The organism is Pseudomonas sp. B21_DOA (assembly GCA_030544685.1).
Classification (GTDB): Bacteria; Pseudomonadota; Gammaproteobacteria; order Pseudomonadales; family Pseudomonadaceae; genus Aquipseudomonas; species Aquipseudomonas fluorescens_AO.
Genome location: CP086683.1, coordinates 4004593 through 4029748, shown reverse-complemented (window position 1 = coordinate 4029748; position 25156 = coordinate 4004593). Strand labels below are relative to the sequence as shown.

The following is a 25156-nucleotide window of genomic DNA, read 5'->3' as shown; positions in this document are numbered from 1 at the left end:
ACCTTTTTTATTGGAACGACACCGATGATTGCTCGTGCAGCGAACGCGGGCGCATGTCAATCCAGTGTTCGTTGATGTAATCCAGGCAGACCTGGCGTTCGCCACGCATCCCCGCCTCGTTCCAGCCGCTGGCCATCGGCTTGCCCGCCGGCCACAGGGAATACTGACCCTGGGCGTTGATCACCACATCGAATTGCAGGTGTGCGTCATTCATGTCGTTCTCCTGTTGAACGGGATTGCAGCGTGGCCAGACTCCGGTCGAGCCCGGCGGCGAGATGGTTGAATACGGCATGTCGCTGTTCGTCGCTCGAAGCGCAGGCCCCGACGTAAACCCGCACGGACGCCCCGCAGACCTGAGCGCAGGTGTCTGCATCGTCGTCCGCAAAGGCCCGGGCCGACACTTCGGCGTTGGCGCTGGCATGAGCCTGGGCAAACGCGGTGGCAGCTGCCTCGGTATTGAGTTGTGCGTAATACCCGGCGAACGCCTCGGCACCGCCGAAGTGCTCGGAAATCATGGCGCTGTTGGCCGGTGCGCGGCCGTAGGCCATCGCACTGGCGTGGGCCTTGGCGTACGCCGCGTCGTAGGCGTAGGCCTTGCGGTACAGCGCCAGCAACACCGGTTTGAGCGTGGCCCGCCACTCGCCCTGACGCCCGATCACGCCGAGCGCCGCCCGCTGATGCAGGCTTTGCAACACGAGCAGCGCCTGCTGATGTTCCGGCAAGGCTTCGCAGAGCATCGGCATGACCACGTCGGCCTGCCAGAGATGAAACAGCTGGAACGGCACCTGACCCCGCAATTGCCTCAAGCGCAAGGCCGCGTTCGAATCGGCTTCGCACAACACCTTGGTCAAGGCCAGCCACCATCGCGGCATCGAGATCGGATCATTCATGGCGCAGGCTCATCCGTACCGATCGCCTCGGCCAGCAACCGCGCCCAGCGGCCCGCCACGATGCCGTAGTGATCGGTGTCGAGGGTTTGCCAGCTGCGCAACTGCGGCAGCAAGGCCTGCCAATTACGTTGCAGGTCGTCCGGGTTCCAGGCGTTGCCCAGCCCGTAAGGATTGGCCTGCCCGGCGATGAACAGCCGCACCGCCGTGTTCGCAAGCGCCGGCGGCTGGAAGTCGAGCATGCTGGTCATGTTGTTGCGACAGCACACCGTCAGCCGTTGCAGATACGCCTGACGTTCCTCGGCCATGCCCTGCCCTTCAACCTCCGGCCAGCGCTGCGCGAACTCGCGTTGGAACACCTGCTCGATCGTCTGTTCGTCGATGCCGGCCAGTTCCGCACCGGCATCCGGCGCGGGCGGGTCGATCAGGTATAACAACGGTTGCCTGAATCCGTCAGCCTGGGCCTGATAACACAGCGCCTGCGCCACCCATGCACCAAATGACCAGCCTGCCAGGCGCCAAGTGCTGCCGTGCGGAAGGTGGGCCTTGATCGCCGCCTGATACCGGCGTGCACGTTCGTCCACGCTGATGTTCGGCAACTGCGGAACACGCAGCGCCGGGTCGGCGATCACGCACACGCCCAACTCCGCCGGCAATGCCGACACCAGTTCCCGATAGGCCTGAACATCGCCGCCCACCGGGTGGATCAGGTACAGCCAATCGCGGCCGGCACCGGCATGCCATTGATCAATCCGCACCGCGTCGTGCCAGTCGTGCGGTGCAGCGAGGGCGCCTCTTCAACCGTGGCGGTCGACACCAGCCCGAGCACTTCGCTCAGGCTGACCTTGTGGCTGAATTGCGACAGCTGGAATACCTCACCAGTGGCCGCTTGCAGTTCGTCGATCAGGTCGAGCAGCGTCAGCGAATCCGCGCCCAGGTCGTACAGTGAATCGTCGTCCTCCAGCTCGGCTACACCGAGCCACTTGCACAAGCACTCACGCAGGCGCGTCGACAGATCCATGCCCTTCGGTGCCTCGACCACTGCGGCCACGGCACCATGGCGAACCGGATAGAACCGCCGCGCCGTGTCGATGCCGGTGGTGGAGATCAGTAGCTGCGGCAACTGCGTCGCCATCGCCAGATCGAATACCCGACAGCCCTCTTCGGCGGACAGACCAACCGTCAGATGCTCCAGGTGCGCGGTGTCTGCGCTGTTGCTGGTGGTGGCCATGCCGATGTCGCGCCAGATGTCCCAGTTGATCTCCAGGCGCAGGCACGCGTCGGTCGCGTTCGGGCGATAGTGGGTGAAGCCGTCGAGCACCCCGCTGGCCGCTGCGTAGTCCAGATGCCCCGCGCCGCCAAACAGCGCTGACATCGACGAGCAGTACAGGACAAAATCCGGCGTAAGGTGCTCGATCAAGGCCTCGACCGCCAGCATGCCGCGGGTCTTGGCGGCCATGGCCTCGGCCATTTGCCGAGCATCGCGGTGACGAATCAGGCTGCCTGCACCGACGCCCGCTGCATGAATCACCCCGCTCACACGACCGTAACGAACGGCCAGTTGATCGAGTACCTGCGGCCAGCGCGGCAGGTCGGCGATGTCTGCTTTGATGCAGTCGATCCGCAAAGCGTAAGCCGCCAGAGACGCCGGCAATTGCCCCTGACGCGAGAGCAGCACCACCCGGCGTGCAGGTGCCTGCAGCAGGTGTTCGCACAAGGTTCGGCCGATACCGCCGCTGCCGCCCAGTACCAGGAACGTACCGTCTTCCGGCAGAAGCCCTGATGTCGTTGCTGGGCCGGTCAATGGCTGAGGCATTAGACGTGGCTGCCAGAGATAACCATCGCGCACCGCCATTCGCCGAGGCAATGAGATCGGATCGACACACAACGCTGCCAACTCGCCCGCGTGCGCTCCGAGGCGTGAAGACGGCCAGTCCAGCCAGTGGCAACGCACCGGGTATTCCTGCGGCACCACTTCAGTGATGCCGGCCAGCGCTGCCAGTTCGGGCCGTTGAACCTCGCCGTCCACCGGGCATGCCTGCCACGACATCAACCACAACCGCAGACGGGTCGTGCGCGGGGTTTGCCCCCAGGCCTGCATCAGCGCACTGACCGTGTCCAGACAGGCCCACTGCGCCAGATCCAGCGATTGCTCGTTGACTGCACCAGACACCGCCAGTGGCAAGGCATGCAGCCAGTCGAGCTCGCCGAGTGCAGGTTCTGCGACCTCAGTGAGCAAACGGCTCAGGGCCTCAGTGTCCAGCGGATCAAGCTCGAAACTGTCTGCGCTCAGGCGTTTGAAACCGTTGCCGGTGCGCACTTGAATCACGCGTCGATACACGGCGTTGAGGCTCGCCAGCAATGTCGATTCGGGCGCGTCATGGCTGCACAGAATCAGCACCTCACGGGATCCGGCCGTCGCTGTCGCGCTCAGGCGCCGGATGCGCACCCACTGTCGCTGGTGGAACCAGTCCGCCAGCGGTTGTCGCTCAAGGGTTGGCGCATCAGGTTGAACCGCTACAGGTGGCTGGAAACGATACGGCTGAAGATCGAATGTCGACGGCGGCAAATCCCAGGGCGGCGGTGCCGAGCGTTGTGGCCACTGGATGTTCGCGCCTTCGTACCAAGCTTCCAGCAGCTCCTGCGGCGATTGATTACCGGCGATCAACGACGCGCCCGAGGCCGCTATTTCCTTGATCGCTGTCGGCTGCAAGGGAATGTCGTCACCCGGCCGGCACACTCTCGCGAAGCGCCAGCGCAACTGCCGGCGACCTGACTGCAAGTGCCGTAGCAACGCAGTCTGCTGTTCCGGGTTCGCGTGCAGGTATTCGCGAATCGCCGCGATATCGCGCAGCAACTCCGCCCGGCTGTGCGCTGAAATCATCAGCAGCGGCAACGTTTCCTCAACAGTTTCCTGCGCCGTAGGTGCAGCACCAACGATGACGTGCGCGTTGGTCCCGCCGATCCCGAAACTGCTGACACCGGCCAGTCGTCGCCGCCCTTGCGGCCATGGCCGGGACGTGGTCGGCACATAGAACGGCGAATGCTCAAGATCGATCTGCGGGTTGATCCGGCCAAAACCCAGGTTCGGTGGCAGTACGCCATGGAACACCGCGAGGCTGGCGCGAATCAGCCCGACCACGCCCGCCGCCGCACCCAGATGACCGATCTGGCTTTTCACCGAGGCCAGCGCGCATTGGCCGGCCGGCGCATCGCCGAACGCCTTGGTTAACGCCGCGACCTCGATCGGATCGCCGAGCAAGGTGCCGGTGCCGTGGGCCTCTACGTAGCCGATGTCGGCGCCGGTTAACCCGGCACGGCTCAAGGCATCGCGGATGACCGCGCTCTGCCCGGCCACCGACGGCGCGGTGTAACTCATCTTGGCCCGGCCATCGTTGTTCAATGCCGATCCTTCGACCAGCGCGTAAATCCGGTCGCCATCGGCCCGCGCCTTGGCCAGCGGTTTGAGCACCACTACGCCGTAGCCGCTGGCGCCAAGGGTGCCGCTGGCGTCGTCGCTGAACGGACGACACAAACCGTCGGCGGAGAAAATGTGCTGCGAGCGGTGCCGGTAGCCCTCGGTCAGCGTCGGGTCGATCAGCACCCCGGCCGCGAGCATCACGTCGCTGTCGCCCTGACGCAGCATCGAACTGGCCAGGTGCACGGCGATCAGCGAGCTGCCGCAAGCAGCCTGCACGCTCAGGGCCGGGCCGTTCAGGTCCAGGTGATACGCGGCTTTGGTCGCCAGAAAATCCTTGTCGTGATGCAGCGCCAGCTGGAAGCCGTCGGGCAAATCGTCGTCGGCGGTTTCACGCAGCATTTGCTGGAAGTAAGTGGTTTCGCCGCAACTGGCGATCAGGCCGATGCGCGGGCCATTCGCCGACGGGACGATGGCCGCGTGTTGCAGGGCCTGAACGCACGCCATCAGCAAATGCCGCTGTTGCGGGTCCATCAGGCGCGCTTCCTGGCGGCTGATGCCGAAGTACTCAGCATCGAAATCGAGCATGCCCGCCAGTTGACTGCGGGCGCCGACCAGCCCCTCGTCAGCGGCAAAGTGCTCAATGCCCAGCCGATTGCCTTGCACCATCGCCCAGAACTCGGACAGGTTCTGCGCCCCGGCCACATTGACCGACATACCGATGATCGCCATCGGCTGATGGTCTGCATCGGTCTGCCGTACACGCTCGGCCACGGCCACCGGCGCGGTCGACAGATGCGCCGCCAGACGTCGCACCGTGACGTATTCGAACAGGTCGGCCATCGTCACCTTGTGCGGCAGCTCTTGGACGTAACGGCCATGCAAACGCATCAATCCGAGGCTGGTGGCGCCGGCCTCGAAGAAGGTCTGCTCCGGTTCGATGTCCCGTCCGATCACGGCCTGGAACAACTCGCTGAGTTGCCGTTCCAGCGCGGTCAATTGAACAACCGGTGTTGGCGTGCTGCGCCGCTCCAGGGCCTCGCCAACATTCGGCAAGGCCTTGCGGTCGATCTTGCCGCTCGGCGTGCGTGGCCAGAGGTCGATCCGCCGGTATTCATCGATTCGCACATGGGCCGGCAGCAGTTGCGCGACCTGACGATCCAGCTCACCGGATGTCGCAGGTTCGCCCTCGAGCTGCAGCCAGGCGATCAGCCGTGGCGGATCGGCCTGCACCGCCACCACCGCGTTGACCACTTCCGGCACCTGCATCAGCGCCGACTCGATCTGACCCAGTTCCAAACGATGGCCGCTGAGTTTGATCTGCTGATCGTCACGTCCCAGATAATGCAGGCAGCCGTGGGCATCGGCCCACGCCAGATCGCCGGTGCGGTAGTACAAACGGCCGTCTGCCAGCTCGACAAACCGCGCAGCGTTCAACACTGGATCAGCCAGGTAGCACCGGGCAACCATTGGCCCGGCCACCAGCAGGTAGCCACGGCAGCCGGTGGGCACCGGGCGGTCATGCTCATCGACCAGCAACAGCCGCGCATTGCCAACGGCATGGCCGATCGGCGCGCGCAACGACCAGTTCCGCGCCACGGACGGCAGGCGCAAGGCGCTGACCACGTGAGTTTCGGTCGGGCCGTAATGGTTGAACAGCGAGGCGTGCGGCATGCCGCCGAACCAGTTGCGCAGCGCATCGGTGCACAGCAGTTGCTCGCCGGCCGTGATCACCTCGCGCAACGCCGTAGGGTAAATGCCCCGGGCCACGGCGGTTTGCGCCAGATGCTGCAAGGCCACGTACGGTAGAAACAGGCGCTCGATCCGCGCCTCGACCATGTACTCCAGCAATGCCTCGGCGTCCTGACGCCAGCGCGGCGTGATCAGGTGATAGCACCCGCCGCCGCACAGGGTGCTGAAAATCTCCTGAAACGACACATCGAACGACAGCATCGAGTACTGCAGGGTTACCGCTTTCGCCGGCAACTGGCCTTCGGTGCGCTGCCATTGCAGCAGGTTGCACAGGGTGCGCTCAGACACTTGCACACCTTTGGGCGTGCCGGTCGTTCCGGAGGTGAACAGCGTGTACAGCGGCCGTTCGCCGGCGTGGCGTCGACGTTCGAACGTTGCGGCATTGGCGCTCAGATCGACCCGATGGGTGGCGAATCGTCCGGCGTTCAGGTCATCTAGCGCTGACTTCGTCATATCGCTGAACAGCACGCAATGCGGTTGCGCCTGTTCCAGCACCTGGCGCTGGATCGCCACCGGATAGGCAGGATCCAGCGGCACGGCCGTCAGATTGAGTTTGGCCAGGGCTAGCAAGGCGACGATGTGTTCCACCGAGGCATCGAGGAACAGCACGACATGCAACGGCGCGTTCCCGACGGGCAACGGATGGCACTCGATCAGGTTTGCCGTCAGCGCATCGGCCAGCGCATTCAGTTCGCTGTAGGTAAGGCGCCGCTGGCCTTGAACCAGCGCAACCGCCTCCGGCGTGCAATGCACTTGATGCTCGAACCCGTCCGCCAGTGTGTTGAACGGCAGCGCAGTCCGAGGGCCCTCACTGGCCGGGGGCAAACCACGTCGATACGGACCGAGCAAATCGTTGAGGTTGGCCGCCGGGGTTTCCAACAACAGGTCCAGGCCTCGGCGAAACAGCGCATTCACTGCGCGCATCTGTTCGCCATCGAAGTAGCTGCACTGATATTCCCACCAGCATTCCAGTTGCGACCCGCTGCCCACCATCAACAGCGTCAGCGGGCACTTGGCGTGCAAGTGCTCGTTAAATTGCAGCGTCGCGTGCAGGTTCGAATCGGCCAGCGCTGCGTAATCGGTGTTCTCCAGCACGAACATGAAATCGAACAGTAACGGGCTCGAGGACAGCCGCAGGTCTTCCACCAGATCCGCCAGCGCCACGTCCTGCAACGCCAGCACCTCGCGCACCGTGGCGGTCTGCTTGCGCAACTGTTCATCCAGGGTCGATGCCTGCTCGACGGCGGTCGGGATCAGCACGGTGTTGGCAAACATGCCGACCGTGTCTTCGAACTCCGCCAATGGCCGGTTGGACACCGGACTGGCGATCCGTGGCCGTTCGCACCCGGTCAGGGCGTACAGGCTCCAGGCGAAGACGCTGAACAGCACTTCGAAACGGGTCAGCCGTTGTTGGGTGCAAAAGCGTTCCAGGGCCGCGCTGCGCAGGGTGCCCAAAGGCTCCCGGTGCAACCGGGCGTCCGGGCTGATTTCGCGCATTGGCATCAATGCAGGCGGCGGTTCTTCCTGACGGCGATGCAACTCGGCGAGGGCGCGGCGCTGGTCACGATAATGCGGATCAACGTTCCACTGGCGCTGCCACTGGCCAAACTCCAGCGTCGTCAAACGGGCCGCGGGTTGCAGGCTGTCGCGGCCTTGCAAGACATCGCTGTAAAGCTGCGCCAGGTCATCGAACAGCAGGTTCACAGACCAACCATCGACGATGATGTGATGCAGGTTCAGCAACAGCCGGCAGCTGCCATCGGCGAACGGCAACAGCCAAGCCTGAAACAGCTTCGGGGTGGTCAGGTCGAACGGCACGGCGAACACCAGGTCGGCGAAGGCCTGCCAGTTGTCCTCGGTGAACTGCCCGAGCGCAAAGATGCGACAGGGCGAGCCCTGCTCGGCGATTACCTGGTCCAGTCCATCGGCACCCGCCACGAATGCCGTGCGCAACCCCGAATGACGCTGCACCAGACGCCCCAAAGCCTCGGCCAATGCCGCGACTTCGACACCTGGCGCCAGATTCAGAATCAGCGGCACGCTGTAGGCGGTCGAGGTCGGCGAGCGTTGTTGCAACAGCCACAGGCGGCGCTGTTCGGCGGTGGCCGGTAAGCGTTTTGCGCGACTGATTGCAGGCGCAGGTGGGTAGATCGACGCGCCGTTCGTTTCACCGCTCAGTTGTACGGCCAATGACGAGAAAGGCTCGTTGAGCAACGTATCGATCGCGATTTCGCGCTGCCAGCGGACACGGATCGCCGAACGCAGGCGCATCGCCTTGAGCGAGTCGCCGCCACAGCCCAGCCAATCGTCCTGCGCACTCAGAGCGGGTTGGCTGAGCAGCGAACGGGCCTGACTCAGCAACCAATCCAGCGCCGGTGATGCGTTTTGGTTATCCGTAGTCGTCAGGACTGGGTGCCACGGACTCGAACCTTGGGCCAGCAAGCTATCACGATCGATCTTGCCATTGGCCGTCAACGGCAGGCGCTCCAGCAGGAACAGCTGGTTAGGCCGCATGTAAGGCGGCAGTTGTGCCCGCAGATGGTTTTCGAAAGCGTGATAGTCCAGAGCCCGGCGAGGCACGATGAACGCCAGCAACTGATGATCTTCCGCCGCCTGCCGCCGGGTGCAGACATACACCTGCGCCACACCCGGATGCTCCAGGATCCGTTGCTCCACCTCCCCGGCTCGATCCGGAAACCCCGGATCTTCACCTGCCGGTCGACCCGCCCCAGGTACTCGATCAAGCCTTCGGCATTGCGCCGCACCAGATCGCCGGTGCGGTAATGCACCTGCGCGCCACCGTCGAGGTCGGGTAAACGGACGAACTGGCGGGCGGTTTCCTCGGGCCGGTTGCGGTAGCCACGGGCGACACCGCTGCCACTCAAATACAGCTCGCCGACCTCGCCTGCCGACACCGGGCGTTGCTGCTCATCCAACACCTGCACGCCGGTATCCGGCAACGGCCGGCCAATGGGCGCCGAGTCACCGGCAAAATCGCGGCTGATCGGCCAGCACAGGGCAAACGTGGTGCATTCGGTGGGGCCGTAGACGTTGAAGATCCGGCAGCGGCTCTCAGGATTGGCCCGGTACCACCCGCGCACGGCGGCGGCGCTGATCTGCTCACCGCCGATCAGCACCTGACGCATGCTGGAAAAGCACGACGGCCACTGGGCAATCATCGTGTTGAACAGCGACACGGTCATGAACAGGTTGTCGACCTGCGTGCGCTCCAGCACCTCGGCCAGTCGACGCGCATCCAGCACGTCCTCGTCAGCGATCAGGACGCAGCAACCGCCGTTGAGCAGCGGCGCCCACAGTTCAAAACTGCACGCATCGAATGCCGGGTTGGACAGGCAGGCAAACCGATCCGTCGGGCGAATCTCGATGTAGCCGTCGGTGGACGCCAGCCGCAGCAAGCCGCGCTCGCCAACCTCAACCGCTTTCGGCGTGCCGGTGGTGCCCGAGGTGTAGAACAGGAACATCACCTCGGCGAAGTCGTCGGCCAGTGTTTGCGGCGCAGCGTCCGGCTGATCGAGCAAGGCCTCGACACTGGTTTGCCACAGTGAAGGTGACCACACCGATTCTTCATTCAGGGTAATCAGGCCGACACACGCCGCATCCGCCAGCATCAGTTCCCGGCGTTGGCGCGGGCTGGCCCGGTCCAGCGGCACCACTACCGCGCCAACTTTCAACGCGCCGATAATCGCCGCCAACCATTGCCAGCATCGCGGCGTACACAGCGCCAGCGATTGGCCGGGCTCGACGCCGCGCGCCAGCAACCCTCGGGCGATGCGTTCGCTGGCGCTGGCCAGTTGGGCGTAAGTCAGCCTGACCGATTGATCGATAACCGCCGGGGCTTGCGGATTGCGCGCCACTTGCTCGGCAAAACGCGCGAGCAACGGCCTGTCATTGGACGCACTCATTATTTCGCCTCCTGCGCGTCGAAGCGTTGCAGCTCCCGACGGATGATTTGCGAGACCCGGTGGATTTCCGCGCTTTCGAGCATGTCCCAGTGCCCGCCGCTGACCAGTTTCGCCAGATAGCCGCTGCCCGCGCGGCGACGCCAGAAGCCGCGCAGTTCATGCAACTGATGGCGGCTGAAATCTTCCCGCGCCTGTATCAGCACCACACGACCGGCGCGCGGCGCGCACTCATAGGCGGCCATGGCCAGCCGGTTGCGGTTGTAGATGTTGAAATAGCGCTCGACCTGGGCGTCTTCGATGCCGGGGTACATGCCGTTGAAGCGCACCAGTTTGTCGCGAAACTCGGCCATGTCCACGGTGCCGATCTGCTCGCGGAAACAGGGGTCGTCGCTACCCTGGGTGTCAAGCAGCACCACCGTCACCTGACGACGCCCCGCCGCCGTCAACCGTCGCGCCATTTCATAGGCTACGAGGCCGCCGAACGACAACCCGGTGAGGATCAGCGGTTGCTGTGTCAGCGGCTCAATCTGGCGCAAGTAGGCCTCGGCCATCGCTTCGACCGTCGGCTCGGTGCTCTCCCCGGATTCAGCCCCGGCGATTGCACGCCGTAGACGCCTGTTGTATCCGGCAGCACCTTGGCCAGCGATAGGTAGCAGAACGCCGTGCCGCCCGCCGGGTGAATGCACACCACGTTGTGCTGGCCGCTGCCGCGTCGGAATTCGATCAGGTTGCTCAGGGCCAGCGCCGGATTAGCCCCGACCCGCAGCCAGCCGCCCAGCGCTTCGATGGTCGGGTAGCTGAGCACCACGCGCACCGGCACTTCGACCGCGAACTGCTGGCTGATTTCATGGGCCATTTTGATTGCGGCGATGGAGGTGCCGCCGACATTGAAAAAGTTGTCGCGGATGCCGATCTGCGGCGCCAGCAACAGGCTTTTCCAGATCTGGTACAACGCCAGTTCGATGTGATCGCGCGGGCTGCTCAGGTTGACCTGGCGGTTGGTCATCTCTTCATCCGCCAACGCTGTCAGCGCGGTTCGGTCGACCTTGCCGTTGGCGGTCAGTGGCAGCGCGTCGAGCCACAGGTAGCTGCCGGGGATCACCGCTCTGGGCAGTGTCGTCGCCAGATGGGCGTGCACCGCTGCTTCGTCCACGGTCTCGGTCACCACGCAACAGGCCACCAGCCGCTGATCCTGCGCTGCTTCGCCGACCATCAGCACCACGGCGCTGCGAATCCCGGGAAACGCTTCGAGCCGGGCCTCGATCTCGCCCAGTTCCAGACGCACGCCGCGCAACTTGACCTGAAAGTCGTTGCGACCGAGAAATTCCAGTTGACCGTCCGGGCGATAACGCGCCAGATCGCCGCTGCGATAGAGCCGATCGCCTGTCACAAACGGATTGTCGATAAAGCGCTCGGCACTGAGCTGCTTCAGTCCCAGATAGCCACGGGCCACGCCCACGCCGCCAATGTGCAGATGCCCGGTCACGCCCACCGGCACCGGCTGGTCGCGGTCATCAAGCACGTAAAAACGGTTATTGGAAATCGGCCGGCCGATCGGCAGCTGCCGGGCCGGCACCTCGGCGCCAGGTTCCAGGGTCCAGATGCTGTTGATCACCGTGGTTTCGGTCGGGCCATAGACGTTGTGCAACCGCGCGTGGGGCAGGCGCTCCTGAAAGCGCCGGGCCAGAGCCGGTGGCAGTTCACCGCCGCCGCTGAACACGTCAGTCAGCGACGCACACTGACTGACCTCGTCGACCTCCAGAAACAGCTGTAGCATCGCCGGCACGAACACCAGCGCCGTGACCTTCCGTTCGCGCACCTCGCGCGCCAGATACGCTGGTTCGTAATGCCCGCCGGGCCGCGCGATCACCAGCCGCCCGCCAGTTGCCAGCGGCCAGAACGTCTCCCACGCCGAGGCATCGAAACCGAACGGAATCTTGTGCAGCATCGCCCCCGCTTCGCCGCAGACCTGCAAACACCACAGCAGCAGGTTGCTCAGGCCACGGTGGGCGACCATCGCCCCTTGGGCAAACCGGTGGTGCCCGAGGTGTAGATCACGTAGGCGAGGTGGTCAGGGGTGACGCCGACATGGCGCGGATCAAGATTGTCCGCCGGCAATGACGCCCAGCTCGCGGCATCTTTTTCGAGGTCGAGAATCGGCGCTTCCCAGGTCGAGCCTTGCACGGCTTGCCCCAGGATACCGTGCGCCGAGCCGAGGGTCAGCAGCACCGCCGGTGTGCTGTCACCGAGCATATGGCTCAGGCGCCCCAGGGGATAATCCGGATCCAGCGGCACGTAGGCGCCGCCGGCCTTGAGCACTGCCAGCAACGCGACCGGCAACTCCAGCGAGCGCTCGATGCACACCGCCACGCGCACATCCGGGCCGACGCCCAAGTTGCGCAAGTGCCGCGCCAGGCGGTTGGCCCGGGCATTGAGTTCGGCGTAGTCAAGCGACTCATCTTCGAACACAACTGCGCAGGCCTGAGGGTTGCTCGCCGCCTGCGATTCGACCAGTTGATGCACGCAGGGCGCCGCTTGCGTCAGTGGCGCGGCGCGGTTGAAGTCCACCAGCATCTGCTGACGCTCCGCCTCGTTCATCAACGGCAACGCATTGATCGGTTGCTTGGCGTCGGCGGCGATCTGCTCGAGCAGGTGGCGGTAGTGCCCGCTCAGGCGTTCGATGGTCGCAACGTCGTAGAGGTCGGTGTTGTATTCCACCAGCAAGTCCAGTCGCCCTGCCCGCTCGACCCATTCGAATGCCAGATCGAACTTGGCCGTGGCACTGCTGGTGCCGTACGGCGCCAGTTCCAGAGCGGGCATCTGCACCGCGTTGCCCGGGGTGTTCTGCAGCACCAGCATCACCTGGAACAACGGTGAGTGACCGGGATCGCGCGGCGGGTTGACGGCCTCGACCACGCGGTCGAACGGCACGTCCTGATGGGCGTGGACGTCGAACATCTGCCCCCGCACCTCACGCAGCAGTTCAGCGAAGGTCTGCTGCGGATTCAGGCGCTGACGCAGCACCAGCGTATTGACGAAGTGACCGATCAGCGGCTCGATTTCCGGGCGATTGCGATTGGCGAACGGCGTGCCGATGCACAGATCCTGCTGACCGCTGTGGCGCCACAGCAGCACCGCCAATGCGCCCAGCAACACGTTGAACAGCGTGCCCTGGGTCTGCCGGGCCAGCGCGGTGAGTTCACGCAAGGTGCCGCCATCGACGGACGAACTGAACGTGGACCCGACAAAGCGCTGCACCAGCGGCCGCGGCCGGTCGGCGGGCAAGGTCGATAGCAGCGGCGCGTCGTCCAGGGTGCGGCGCCAGTAATCGAGCTGCGCGTCCAGCGCCGCACCACCCACCCGCTGTTGCTGCCAGCACGCGTAGTCGGCGTATTGCACCGGCAACGGCGCAAGAGTCGAGGTTTCGCCACGCAGATAATCGCCGTACAGCGCGGCGACTTCATGCAGGATCACACTCATCGACCAGCCGTCGGCGATGATGTGATGCACGCTGTACAGCCACAGGTATTCATCGTCGGCCACGTGCAGTAACGACGTCCGCAGCAAAGGGCCTGCGGCCAGATCGAACGGCGCCCGGGCATCCTGTTCGACGGCGATTCGCACTTGCTGCTCGCGCTCGTCGGCAGGCAATTGGCGCAGATCCGTCACCGACAACGACAGCGGCATCGACGAATGCACCACCTGACGCGGTTCACCGTCCACGCTGCAAAACGTCGTGCGCAGGACTTCGTGGCGGGCCACCAGTTGGTTGAGCGCCCGCTCCAGCTGCGCGACGTCCAACTGTCCTTTCAGCGTTACCGCCGTCGGCACGTTGTAGAACGGGTTGCCGGGTTCCAGTTGATCAAGAAACCACAGTTGCCGTTGCGAAAACGACAATGGCCAGGCCCCGTGCGCACTTGCTCGACGGGGAATTACCGCGTCGTCTTGCCCGCCGAGCAAGGCGATCAGTTCCTGTTTGTGACGCTTGAGCGCCTGGGTCAGTTCTTCGGTGAGAAAACCGCGCGGCGCCTTGCAGCGCAGCCTGTCACCGTCAACCTCGAGCACCACGCCATGGCGAGCGAACAACGCCAGCAATTGATCGGCATTCATACTTCGAATTCCTCCATGTCTTCGTCGTCCAGGCTGGCGGTCACAGGCTCGATGGCAAACGCCTCGACTGGCGCGCGGTGTCGTTCATCGGCCGTGCGCAGGCCGCCGATCATCGAGTAGATCAATTCATGGCTCGGCCCGAGGTCGAACAGCGTGGTCAGTTGCTGTTCTTCGACCGAGCCGATGCCGCACAGGCCCAGGCCCTGCTCGACGGCGGTCATGCTCAGCAACTGGGCCATGGCGCCGCTTTCGATGTGGCAGAAGTCGCGGCTGCGCTCGCCGTACAACGGACGAATCGCCGCCATGTCGGCGATGAAGAACAGCGAGAACGCGGCGTTCTCGTAGACCGGACGGTTGACGAAATAGTCATAGGTGTCCGGGTCGAGCGCTCCGCTCTGGAGCGCCAGCAGACGATGCTGGCGGGGATCGTAGTAATACGCGCCGCCGGGCACGCCGAGCACGCGATCCGGCTTGACGTAGAGGTACGCCTGAATCGGGTACAGCCCGCCCGCCGACGGGAACTGGTATTTCACCTCGCCATCGAGTTGCCCTTGGGCCAACGCCGCCAGTACGTGCGCGAAGGCCCGGGTGGCGATCGGTTGCCGGTCGTATTGACGCACCGAGCGGTAATTGCTCAACCGTCGGGCGAAGGCCGGGTCTTGCGGCAGGTCCAGCGCCAGCGCCGGCAGGGTCTGAGCGAAGTCGCGGCGTCCGCGCTGTTCGGCCTTGAACTGCGCCCGCTGCTGGGGATCTTCGATGATGTCCTGTACGAGATCCGAGGCCTGCTGCACCTTGCCGAGCACATCCTGTCGCGCCCGGTTCTGGCGGTACATGCCAAGCAGATGCAGCAACGTCGGTTGGGCCAGCAGTTGCGCCACGTGCGGGCGGAACTGCAAGGCGCCGGACAAGGCGTTGCTGATCCTGACGATATCGATCGACGTTGCGCCGAGGTTCAGCAGATTGGCGTTGGCGGCAATGGAATCGCGCTTGAGCACGTCCTGCACGATCGCCACCAGCCGTTGTTCCTGCGGGCCATCGACTTCGATCGCCGGTCCTTGCTCCTCGATCTGCTCCGGTTCCGGCAGGCGTTTCTTGTCGACTTTGCCGTTGGACGACAACGGCCACGCCTCAACAAAGGTGAACGACGGCGGAATCATGTAGGCCGGCAGTTTGTCGCTCAGGTACGCGCTCAAATCGTTGGCCTGCAACGCCGGATCGGCTTTGAGCACATAACCCGCCAGACGCTTCTCGCCCAGCGCGCTGCCCAAAATCCGCACCACCGCGCTCTGCACGCCGGGATGGCGATTGAGCGCGGCTTCGGTTTCGCCCAGCTCGATGCGATAACCCTGAACCTTGACCTGATTGTCTTCGCGGCCGAGGAATTCGATGTTGCCGTCCGGCAGCAAGCGCCCCAGGTCGCCGGTGCGATACAGGCGCTCGCCGGTCAGTGGATGATCAAAGAAACTGCCGGCGCTGAGCTTGTCATCGCGCCAGTAACCTTTCGCCAGACCGATACCGCCGATGTACAGCTGCCCCGCGACCCAGGTCGGGCGCACCTGCAGCGTTTCATCCAGCACGTAGAAACGCTGATGATCGAGAGCCTTGCCGTAGGGAATGCTGCGCCACGCCGGGTCGACATGCTGCACCGGGTAGCAGATCGACCAGATCGACGCTTCGGTGGCACCGCCCAGGCTGATCAACTGCAAATCCGCCCGCAAGGCCCAGGCCCGCTCGGGCAGAGTCAATGGAATCCAGTCACCGGACAGCATCGCCACCCGCAGGCTGGCGGGCAACGCGCCGCCCTCGCCCTCGACGTACTCGACCAGCATGCCGAGCAGCGCCGGGACCGAGTTCCACACGCTGACCTGGTGACGTTCGATCAACGCCAGCCAGTGCGCCGGATCCAGTGACAGTTGCGGTTCCAGGATGACCACCGCCGCGCCCACGGCGAGGGAGCCGAAGATGTCATAGACCGACAGGTCGAAGCTCAGCGACGAGATCGCCAATACGCGGTCGTTCGGGCCGACGGCAAAGCGTCGGTTGATGTCGAGCAACGTATTGACCGCACCGCGATGATCGATCACCACGCCTTTGGGCTGGCCGGTGGAGCCCGAGGTATAGATCACGTAAGCCAGGTCGCTTTCGTTCACCTGTACCGGTTGCAGTGGTTGTACATCGTATGAGACTTCATCGGTCACCGCGATGGCCGTGACTTGCACCGGCCATTCGATTTTGTCGAGCAGCGCGGGTTGGGTCAGGGCCAGACTCGCCTCGGCCCGCTCCAGAATATGCCGCAGCCGTTCCGCCGGCTGAGTCGGCTCGATGGGCAGATAAGCGCCGCCGGCATACAGAATCGCCAGGGTCGCGATCACTTGCTCCCAACCACGCTCCATCACCACCGCGACCAAGCGGTTCGGCAGCACGCCTTGCGCTTGCAGACGGGCGCCGAGTTGCCGCGCCTCGTTGCGTAGCTGGGCGTACGTCAGCTGTCGCTCACCGATCACCGCCAGTGCATCCGGTGTGGCGAGGGCCTGACGTTCGAACAAGTCGTGCATCAACGGCAGCGTGTGCTGGTTGTCGACCGGTGCCGGCAAGCGTGCCTGCGGCAACAATTGCGGCGTGTTTGCGCCCCAGGCTGCCGGCTCGCACAGGCTGTCGAGCAGCGTGTTATAGGCGACGAACATCTGCTCGATCATCCCTTGCGGGAACAGTTCGTCGATGCTGTCCCAGTTAAACAGCAGGCGTCCTTCCAGCTCCAGCAACGTGTGGTCGAGCCACACCTGCGGGGTCTGGGTGATGCTGTGCATGTGCCTGGCATTCAACGCGTCGGCGAGATTGAACTCGGCCAGTTCCGGCGCCGCTTCCGACAGAGTGCTGTTGAACACGATCGGCATCGCCGTCTGCTGCACGCCCCGGGCCTGGGACAATTCGCGCAGTACTCGCACACCGCTGACGACCGAATGGTCGATATCGCGCCACAGTTGCGCCTGCACGGCGCGGGCCTTGTCGGTGAAACTCTGCGAACCGTCGATGCCGACTTCCAGCAGCACCAGCGAGGTGAAGTCGCCGATGATTTCGTCTACATCGGGATGAAGCGGCATGCGGTTGAACAGCGGCAGGCTCAGGGTGAAACGCGGCGTGCGGCTCCACAGTGCCAGCACTTCACTGAACGCGGTCAGCAGCATCACCGACGGCGTCACGGCAAACTGTTTAGCCACGGCTTTGAGCTGCGTCCACTGCGCCGCCGACATGTCGCGGTCGCGGCGGGTGAAGTGCGGGTTGGCGATGCTTTCCGGCTGGCGCACCAACGGCAGGTCCGGCGCCGGGGCCAGAGTGGTCACCCGCTCACGCCAGTAGCCCAGCGCCTGCTCGTAGCGGCGGCCATCGCGCAGCTGTTGTTCGGCCAGCACATAGTCGCGGAAAGTCAGGCCCGGTTCCGCCAGTTCCAGCGTCGGATCGACATAGAACGCCATGAGTTCGCGGGCGAGAATCTGCGTGCTCGCCGCGTCGACGATCAGCGCGTCGAGGCTGATGTGCAAATGGGTGATGCCGTCGTCGAGCAACGACAGGCTGAACTCGAACAGCGGCCAGCGACTGGCGTCCAGCACCTGGTGGGACTGGCGTTCGCGGGTCGCCTCAAGGGTGCGTTGCGCTACATCAGCGGGCAACCCGCGCAGGTCGCTGCGCGGCATATGGTAGGTCGGCACCTGCCCCAGTACCTGTTGCGTACCGTTGCTGAGGAACACCACGCGCAGCATGTCGTGGCGCTGGATCATGCGGTTCAGCGCACGCTCGAAACGCTCGGCGTCGAATTCGCGAATGCGCAGTTCTTCGTAGCCGTGGGCACTGACGCCGCCCAGACTGACCGTGGCCTCGCGACCGAACCAGTAGGCTTGCTGGATATCGGTAAGAGGGAACGGTTCATGTCGATTGCCGCGATCCGGCTCGAGCTGGATGAATGCCGGTTCAACGCTTTGCTCTTCACGCGACACCTGCGCCGCCAGATCCAGCAACACGGGGGTCTGGAACAGGCTGCTCAGGGACAATTGCGTGCCCATGCGCTGGTTGATCGCGTAGATCATCCGCGTCGCCAGCAGCGAGTGGCCGCCGAGTTCGAAGAAGTTGTCGTGGATGCCGACCCTTTCGCACTTGAGCACTTCGGCCCAGATCCCGGCCATCTGACGCTCAATGTCATTGCGCGGCGCCTCGTAAGTCGCCCCGGCACTGCGTTCCGGCGCAGGCAGCGCCTGGCGGTCGAGCTTGCCGTTGCGGGTCAGCGGCAATTGCGACAGGCGAACCCAGGCGCTCGGGATCATGTGTTCGGGCAACTGGCGTTGCAGTTCGGCGCGCAGGCATTCAGGGCGCGCGGTGCCGACCACATAGGCCACCAGACGCTTGTCCCCGGCCACGTCCTCACGCAGCAACACGGCGGCTTCCTGTACGCCGGGTTGTTGATGCAACAGGCTGTCGATCTCGCCGAGCTCGATGCGGAAACCGCGCAATTTCACCTGTTGGTCGATGCGTCCCAGGTATTGCACGTTGCCGTCGGCCTGGAACTTCGCGAGGTCGCCGCTGCGGTACATCCGCCCGCCCGGCTCGGCACTGAACGGGTCCGGCAGGAAGCGTTCGGCGGTCAGGTCCGGGCGGTTCAGATAGCCACGGGCCAGGCAAGCGCCAGCGATGTACAACTCGCCTGCCACGCCGATCGGCACGGGATTCAGATATTCGTCCAGCACGTACAGCCGCGCATTGGCGATGGGGCGGCCAATGGGCGGCGCGTCCGGCCAGGATTCGGCCGCGTTGCAATCGAGGCTGAATTGGCTGACCACATGGGTTTCGGTCGGCCCGTACTGGTTGTGCAACTGCGCGCCGCCGAGCCCGCGGACAAAGCCACGCAGCTCGTTATTGATTTGCAGGGCTTCACCGGCGGTGATGATCTCGCAGCCGCCGGCCGGCATCGGTTCATCGGCCTCGGTCAGGCCGGCGAGTTGCTGCAACACGGCGAACGGCAGGAACGCCCGCTGTACACCTTCGGCCACCAGGGTCGGGCGTAGCGCGGCGAGGTCCTTGCGACTGTCTTCGGTCATCAGCAACAGGCTGCCGCCCTGGCACAGCGTGCTGCAGATTTCCTGGAACGAGACGTCGAAATTCAGCGAGGCGAATTGCAGCACCCGCTGCGGCGCCCTGGCCTGATCGAGTTGCCAGGTGATCAGGTTGTCCAGCGCACGACGGCTGTGGGCCACGCCTTTGGGGCGTCCGGTGGAGCCGGAGGTGTAAAGCACGTAGCCGAGGTGTTCCGGGCTCACCGTGACCTGCGGGTCATCCGTCGGGTGTTGCGCCCAATGCGATGCGTCAGTGTCCAGGCAGCAGATTTTCGCCTCGTTAGCCGGTAGCCCGGCCATGAGGCTCGATTGCGTCAGCAGCAAGGTAGGCGCCGCATCACTGAACATGAACGCCAGACGTTCGCTCGGGTAAGCCGGATCGAATGGCACATACGCCGCACCGGCCTTGAGGATCGCCAGCAGGCCGATGACCATTTGCGGCGAACGCTCCAGGCACAGGCCGACGCGATGCTCGGGGCCGACGCCTTGTTCGATCAGGTACCGCGCGAGGCGGTTGGCGGCGCGATTCAGTTCGCCGTAGCTCAGTTGCTCACGGTCGGCGAGCAGCGCCACGGCGTCGGGTGTTTGCCGGGCGAGGCTTTCGAAACGCGCCACGCAACCGGGTAGCGACGCGGTTTCCCGGGCGGTGCGGTTCCAGTCATGAACGATCTGCTGGTGTTGCTCGGCGCTCAGCAGCTTGATCCCCGCCAGCGACTGCTCGCTATTCTCGAACATCTGCGTCAGTACCCGACGCAGGTACTCGCCGAACTGCTCGACGGTGCCGCGCTCGAACAGGCCCGAAGCATATTCCAGACCGCCGACGATCCGCCCGTCACGCTCACTGAGGGCCAGTTGCAGGTCGAACTTGGCCACGTGATGGCTGCTCTCGACCGGGGTCACCTCAAGCCCGGTCAGCAGCAGATCGGAATCCTGATCCTGTTCCCAGGCAAACAGCACCTGGAACAGCGGACTGTGGGCCAGACTGCGCGGCGGGTTGAGCAATTCCACCACTTGCTCGAACGGCAGGTCCTGATGCTCCTGAGCCTCCAGCGCCACTCGCCGCGCCTGTTGCAGCCATTGCGCCACCGACGGCGTACCCGATTGAGTCATCCGCAGAGCCAACGTATTGACGAAGAAACCGATCAGCCCTTCCAGTTCCTGTTGCGGACGGTTGGCCGACGGCACGCCGATCACCACGTCACTTTGCCCCGACAGGCGCGACAACAACAGCGAAAAACCGGCCAGCAGAGTCATGAACAGCGTCGTGCCTTGCTGCATGCCCAGGGCTTTCAATCGCGCGGTCAAAGCTTCGTCGAAGACCAATGGAACAAAGCCGCCGAGGTAATCCTGCACGGGCGGACGCTTGTGATCGGTCGGCAGCGCCAGCAGCACCGGTGCGCCGCTGAGGGTTTCACGCCAGTAGCGGCTTTGCTGCTCCAGAACGTCACCGGACAACCATTGTTTTTGCCACACGGCGTAATCCACGTACTGCACCGGCAATGGCGGCAGCGGATCGCCGCGATCCTGCAACGCCGCTGCGTACAGTTGGCCGAGCTCGCGGGTGAGCACGCCCATCGACCAGCCGTCCGAGATGATGTGGTGCTGGGTCAGCAACAGCACATGGTCATCCGCCGCCAGCCGCACCAGGCTGACCCTCATCAGCGGGCCGCGGCTCAGATCGAACGGTACGGCCCCCTCCTCGTCGATCAAGCGGCTCAGGCGTTTTTGCGCATCGTTCCCCTGCACGTCAATCACCGTCAGCCGGATACTGTGCGCAGGCGGCGAAACCCATTGCCGCCCTTCCCCTTCAACGGCAATGAACGTCGTGCGTAGCGCCGCATGGCGCGCCACCAGTTGATTGAAGCTGCGTTCGAGTGCTGCCACGTCCAGCGAACCGCGCAAACGCAGGTTCAACGGCATGTGATAGGCGGCGTTGCCACCCTCCATTTGCGCCAAAAACCACAGGCGCTGCTGAGCAGACGACAACGTTTGCGCGCCCGAGCGTTCAAGGGTTGTGATGGCTGGACGAGCCGCCGCCTGACTGGCGTGCAGCCGTTCGGCGAACTCAGCCAGAACCGGCGCGGCAAACAGCGTCGAGGGTGCCACTTCCAGCCCCAGCGCATGACGAACCTGCGCCAGCACGCGCATCACCAGCAGCGAGTGACCGCCGAGGGCGAAGAACTGATCCTGACGCCCGACCTGCTCGACGCCGAGCACGTCGGCCCAGATTGCGGCGAGCGCTGTTTCCAGCGGGCCTTGTGGTGCCTGATACTCCTGCTGCTCGAACGCCTCGATGTCCGGCACCGGCAGGTTTGGTCGATCGACCTTGCCGTTGGCGGTCAGCGGCAACGCATCGAGACGCACGAAGGCGGTTGGCACCATGTAGTCCGGCAGACTGGTTTGCAGCTGTTCGCGCAGCGCGCGCGGGCTCAGCGCTGAGTCTGGTTTTTCGCAGTAGTAGGCCACCAGACGCGGTTCACCGGGCCTGTCCTGACGCAGCAACACCACGCTTTCCCGCACGCCCGGAATGTCCGCGAGCCGGGTTTCGATTTCCCCAGCTCCAGACGCAGCCCGCGCAATTTGGCCTGGGAATCGTTGCGGCCGAGGAATTCCAATTGGCCGTCGGCCCGGTAACGCGCCAGATCTCCGGTGCGATACAGACGCTCGCCCGCCACGAACGGGCTGTCGATGAAACGCTCAGCGGTCAGTTGCGGCAGGTTCAGATAACCGCGCGCCACGCCGACGCCACCGATGTACAGTTCACCGGCTGCCCCTCGGCAACCGCTGTACCGTCAGCGTCGAGCAGGTAAATCAGGGTATTGGGCAGTGCCCGGCCGACGGGCAACACCGCGTCGATCTGGCTGCCTTCGGTGAATTCAAAACAGGTGCTGTCGATGCTCGCCTCGGTGACGCCATAGGCCTGGACGATCTGCACCTGCTCACCGCACAGCCTGCGTAATTGCCGGGCGCTGTGGGCGGTCCAGATGTCGGAGCCGCAGACCACGGTGCGCAGGAACGACAGGTCGTGGCCGGTCTCTTCGACCCACGCCAACAGTGGATTGAGCAGCGCCGGCACGAAGTCGGCAAAGCCGATGCGCGCGTCACGTATCAAGCGATACAGGGCCGGCGGGTCCATCAGGGTGTCCCGTGGACACAGCACCAGCGTGCCGCCAAAACCCAGCGCACGGATCAGGTCGGCGCTGAACACGTCGAAGGAAAAACCGGCCATCTGCAGGTGGTTGATCGGCTCGCCCAACTCATAGAGTTGCGCCCAGTCACCACTCACCGCAACCAGCCCGCGATGCTCGACCATCACGCCTTTCGGGGTGCCGGTGGAGCCGGAGGTGTAGATCACGTAAGCCAGGTGACGGGGTGTCAGGCCGATCGCGTGAGGATCAGGGTTGTCAGCCGCAAGCGCAGCCCAATCGCGGGCGTCGGCCAGATCCAGCAGAGTGGGGGTGGTCGCCGACTGTTCGAGCGCCGCCCGCAAAACAACGCGCGCCTGTCCATGGGTCAGCACCACCGGCGGTGCGCTGTCGGCCAGCATGTGCGCCAGCCGCGCCTGCGGATAAGACGGGTCCAGCGGCACATAGGCGCCGCCGGCCTTGAGCACCGCGAGTACGCCGACCAGCATTTCCAACGAGCGCTCCAGGCACAGTCCGACTCGCACGTCCGGCCCGACCCCGAGCTTGCGAAGATGATGGGCCAACCGGTTGGCGCGGGTGTTCAGTTCACGATAACTGAGCGCCTCCTGCTGCCAGCGTGCGGCGATGGCATCAGGGTTGCGCAGCACCTGCGCCTCAAACAGACCGTGCACGCACAGGTCTGCATCGAACGGTTTCAAGGAGCAAACGTCGGGCTGCGTTGGATTCGTCCCACGCAAGGAAGTGTTATCGAGCATCGGAGAGTACCGTCCATGACTACTTTATTGTTGTGATCAGGCCGGGACAGAACATGCCCCGCCGGTCAGGCCCCGGCATCAGATGCCGGCACGCTCATTCGAATTCAGGAGGATGGGACGGCGCGCGCGTGCAGACTCACGTTGAACGCGGGCACACGCAGAGATTCGGGGGAGACAGGCTGGAGAAGAACGCCGCCGCGCGGTCGGCGCAGGCAACTGGAAAGTGGGTCGAATCATTAGCGACAGACGTCGCCCCATTCAATACATCGACGATTGCAAACCGCGTGACCAATTGAAACCTCGCCTTCCATTTTGAGGGTCAACGACGAGGAACAACCTGCGCGGGGATGACAGCGCCAGGGTGGTCCCGATCGGCTGCGACTGCCGGGTCTGTGGACACACGACAATCTTCTGGCGCCGGGTTTGTGACCCGAAGCGCCGGCAGATAATAACCACGTTTTTTGCTGGTGAGGCAAACAAAATGTAGAAATTCTGCGAAATAAAAATCAGCCTTTTCCCACATGATTGTGACGATGGCAAAGAGACAGGGATGTCAAAAATGTTCGTACATCGTACTGCCGTTTCCTGCAGGCTACGAGCATCGAAAATCGACGCAGAGTCTTGAGTGGCCAGCGAAAAAGTCACCACGCGACATACTTCGGTAGCCGGGCGCTAACAAGCGCTAACTACGCATAACTGACAGTCACTCGGCTGTGAAGGCAGGCTTGGATCTCACCGCTGAACGCCAGGACGTTATTCTCGATCTAGCCATAATGACGAACTAAAACCCCTGAATCACTGCTTGGCAAAAGGCAGCTTTGGGTCGAAAACAGCCACTCCCACTCGAAACATCTACGGAGCATTTGCCCTTGAAAACCGCTCTGATATCCGACACTCACAATCTCCTCCGCGCTGAAGCCATTGGCGCGCTCCAAGGCTGTGACCTGATCATCCACGCCGGCGACATCGGCAACCCGGACATCCTCGCCCAATTGTCCAAAATTGCTCCCGTCCACGCCGTGCGCGGCAACAATGATCTCAGCAGCCCATGGGCCAGAGACCTCCCCGACCGTCTGACCTGCACTCTCAACGGCTGGCACACCCTTCTTGTCCACGACATCGCCGACGTCCCTGCCGAGCTGGATCCAGACATAAAGCTCATCATCACCGGCCACTCTCACAAACCGTGCATCGAATGGCGCGGCGATCGTCTATACGTGAACCCTGGTAGCGCCGGCCCTCGGCGTTTCAGATTGCCGGTCACGCTGGCAATTCTCGACATACAACCCGACAGCATCGAGCCGCGCCTGATTGACCTGCTGGATGCCCCCGCCTGAAATCGCTACGGTTACCGCGATCCAGAACAGGGAATGCTGCAGCGTTTTGTGGAGGCGGTGTTCAAGCGCTTGGCGCCAGCCGAGTTTCGAAGCGGTCAGGGGCAAGCTGACCGGTAGTCAAGTCTCGTCCAATTAACACTGGGCCGCGCGACAAAGGTGCCCATGTTGAGGATGCGGTGGCGAGTCAAATCGATGTAATCACGCACCTGGGGGATAGCGGCAGAAAAAAGACCTGCAGTCGAGTCCTAACGAGCCCCATCATCATGGATCGGCTCTACATCAATCTCACTCGATTCACCCAACGCACGATACCGATCCCGCAATTTTCTCAGCTCGCGCGCCTCCATTTTCTCCAGACCCAGCGTGGCATTCTGGGCTTCCTGGGTGGCGCGTATGAGCTCATCGATCTTCAAATGCAGAATGTCGTTGTCGCGGTTCTGGGTGTTTTGAATGAGGAACACCATCAGGAACGTAATGATCGTGGTGGACGTGTTGATGATGAGTTGCCAGGTGTCGTTATAGTGGAAGTACGGCCCTGTTCCGGCCCAGGCAATGATCAAAACGATCGCTGTCAAAAAGGTCTTCGGGCTACCTGCCCAGTTGGAGAGCGCCTGGCAAAAACGTGCAAATCTCATCTTGGAACCTCTGAATAAACCTAATCTCTTGACCTCGCTCAGTGGTGAAATACTTTGTCATATTTGCGCCGCTCGTCGGTGGTGCAGATTG

General features: G+C 63.7%; 4 protein-coding genes and 3 pseudogenes. 1 reads left to right on the top strand and 6 read right to left on the bottom strand.

Annotated elements, in window-relative coordinates:
* Positions 1 to 7: 7 nt before the first annotated feature.
* From LJU32_18605 to LJU32_18585, 5 genes and pseudogenes are all read right to left on the bottom strand, one after another.
* Positions 8 to 214 (bottom strand): MbtH family NRPS accessory protein, encoded by a 207-nt coding sequence (locus LJU32_18605; GenBank protein ID WKV87655.1) that lies wholly within the window; start codon positions 212 to 214, stop codon positions 8 to 10.
* On the bottom strand, positions 207 to 890 hold the full coding sequence (locus LJU32_18600) for a hypothetical protein (GenBank protein WKV87654.1): 684 nt from the start codon (positions 888 to 890) through the stop codon (positions 207 to 209). The genes LJU32_18605 and LJU32_18600 overlap by 8 nt, the downstream gene beginning before the upstream one ends.
* Positions 887 to 9980 (bottom strand): annotated as a pseudogene (locus tag LJU32_18595) (amino acid adenylation domain-containing protein). The gene LJU32_18600 and the pseudogene LJU32_18595 overlap by 4 nt, the downstream one beginning before the upstream one ends.
* Positions 9980 to 14090, bottom strand: a pseudogene (locus LJU32_18590) (amino acid adenylation domain-containing protein). The pseudogenes LJU32_18595 and LJU32_18590 overlap by 1 nt, the downstream one beginning before the upstream one ends.
* Positions 14087 to 23093 (bottom strand): annotated as a pseudogene (locus LJU32_18585) (amino acid adenylation domain-containing protein). The pseudogenes LJU32_18590 and LJU32_18585 overlap by 4 nt, the downstream one beginning before the upstream one ends.
* 869 nt (positions 23094 to 23962) lie before the next feature.
* Here LJU32_18585 and LJU32_18580 point away from each other — a divergent pair.
* Positions 23963 to 24430 (top strand): metallophosphatase family protein, encoded by a 468-nt coding sequence (locus tag LJU32_18580; protein WKV87653.1) that lies wholly within the window; start codon positions 23963 to 23965, stop codon positions 24428 to 24430.
* 245 nt (positions 24431 to 24675) lie between these two features.
* Here LJU32_18580 and LJU32_18575 read toward each other — a convergent pair whose 3' ends face one another.
* Complete coding sequence (locus LJU32_18575; GenBank protein ID WKV87652.1) at positions 24676 to 25065, bottom strand: low affinity iron permease family protein; 390 nt, start codon at positions 25063 to 25065, stop codon at positions 24676 to 24678.
* Positions 25066 to 25156 lie beyond the last annotated feature (91 nt).

Coding starts and splice junctions, on each gene's coding strand:
- LJU32_18575 (WKV87652.1), bottom strand. CDS start 25,065: ATGAGATTTGCACGTTTTTGCCAGGCGCTCTCCAACTGGGCAGGTAGC.
- LJU32_18600 (WKV87654.1), bottom strand. CDS start 890: ATGAATGATCCGATCTCGATGCCGCGATGGTGGCTGGCCTTGACCAAG.
- LJU32_18605 (WKV87655.1), bottom strand. CDS start 214: ATGAATGACGCACACCTGCAATTCGATGTGGTGATCAACGCCCAGGGT.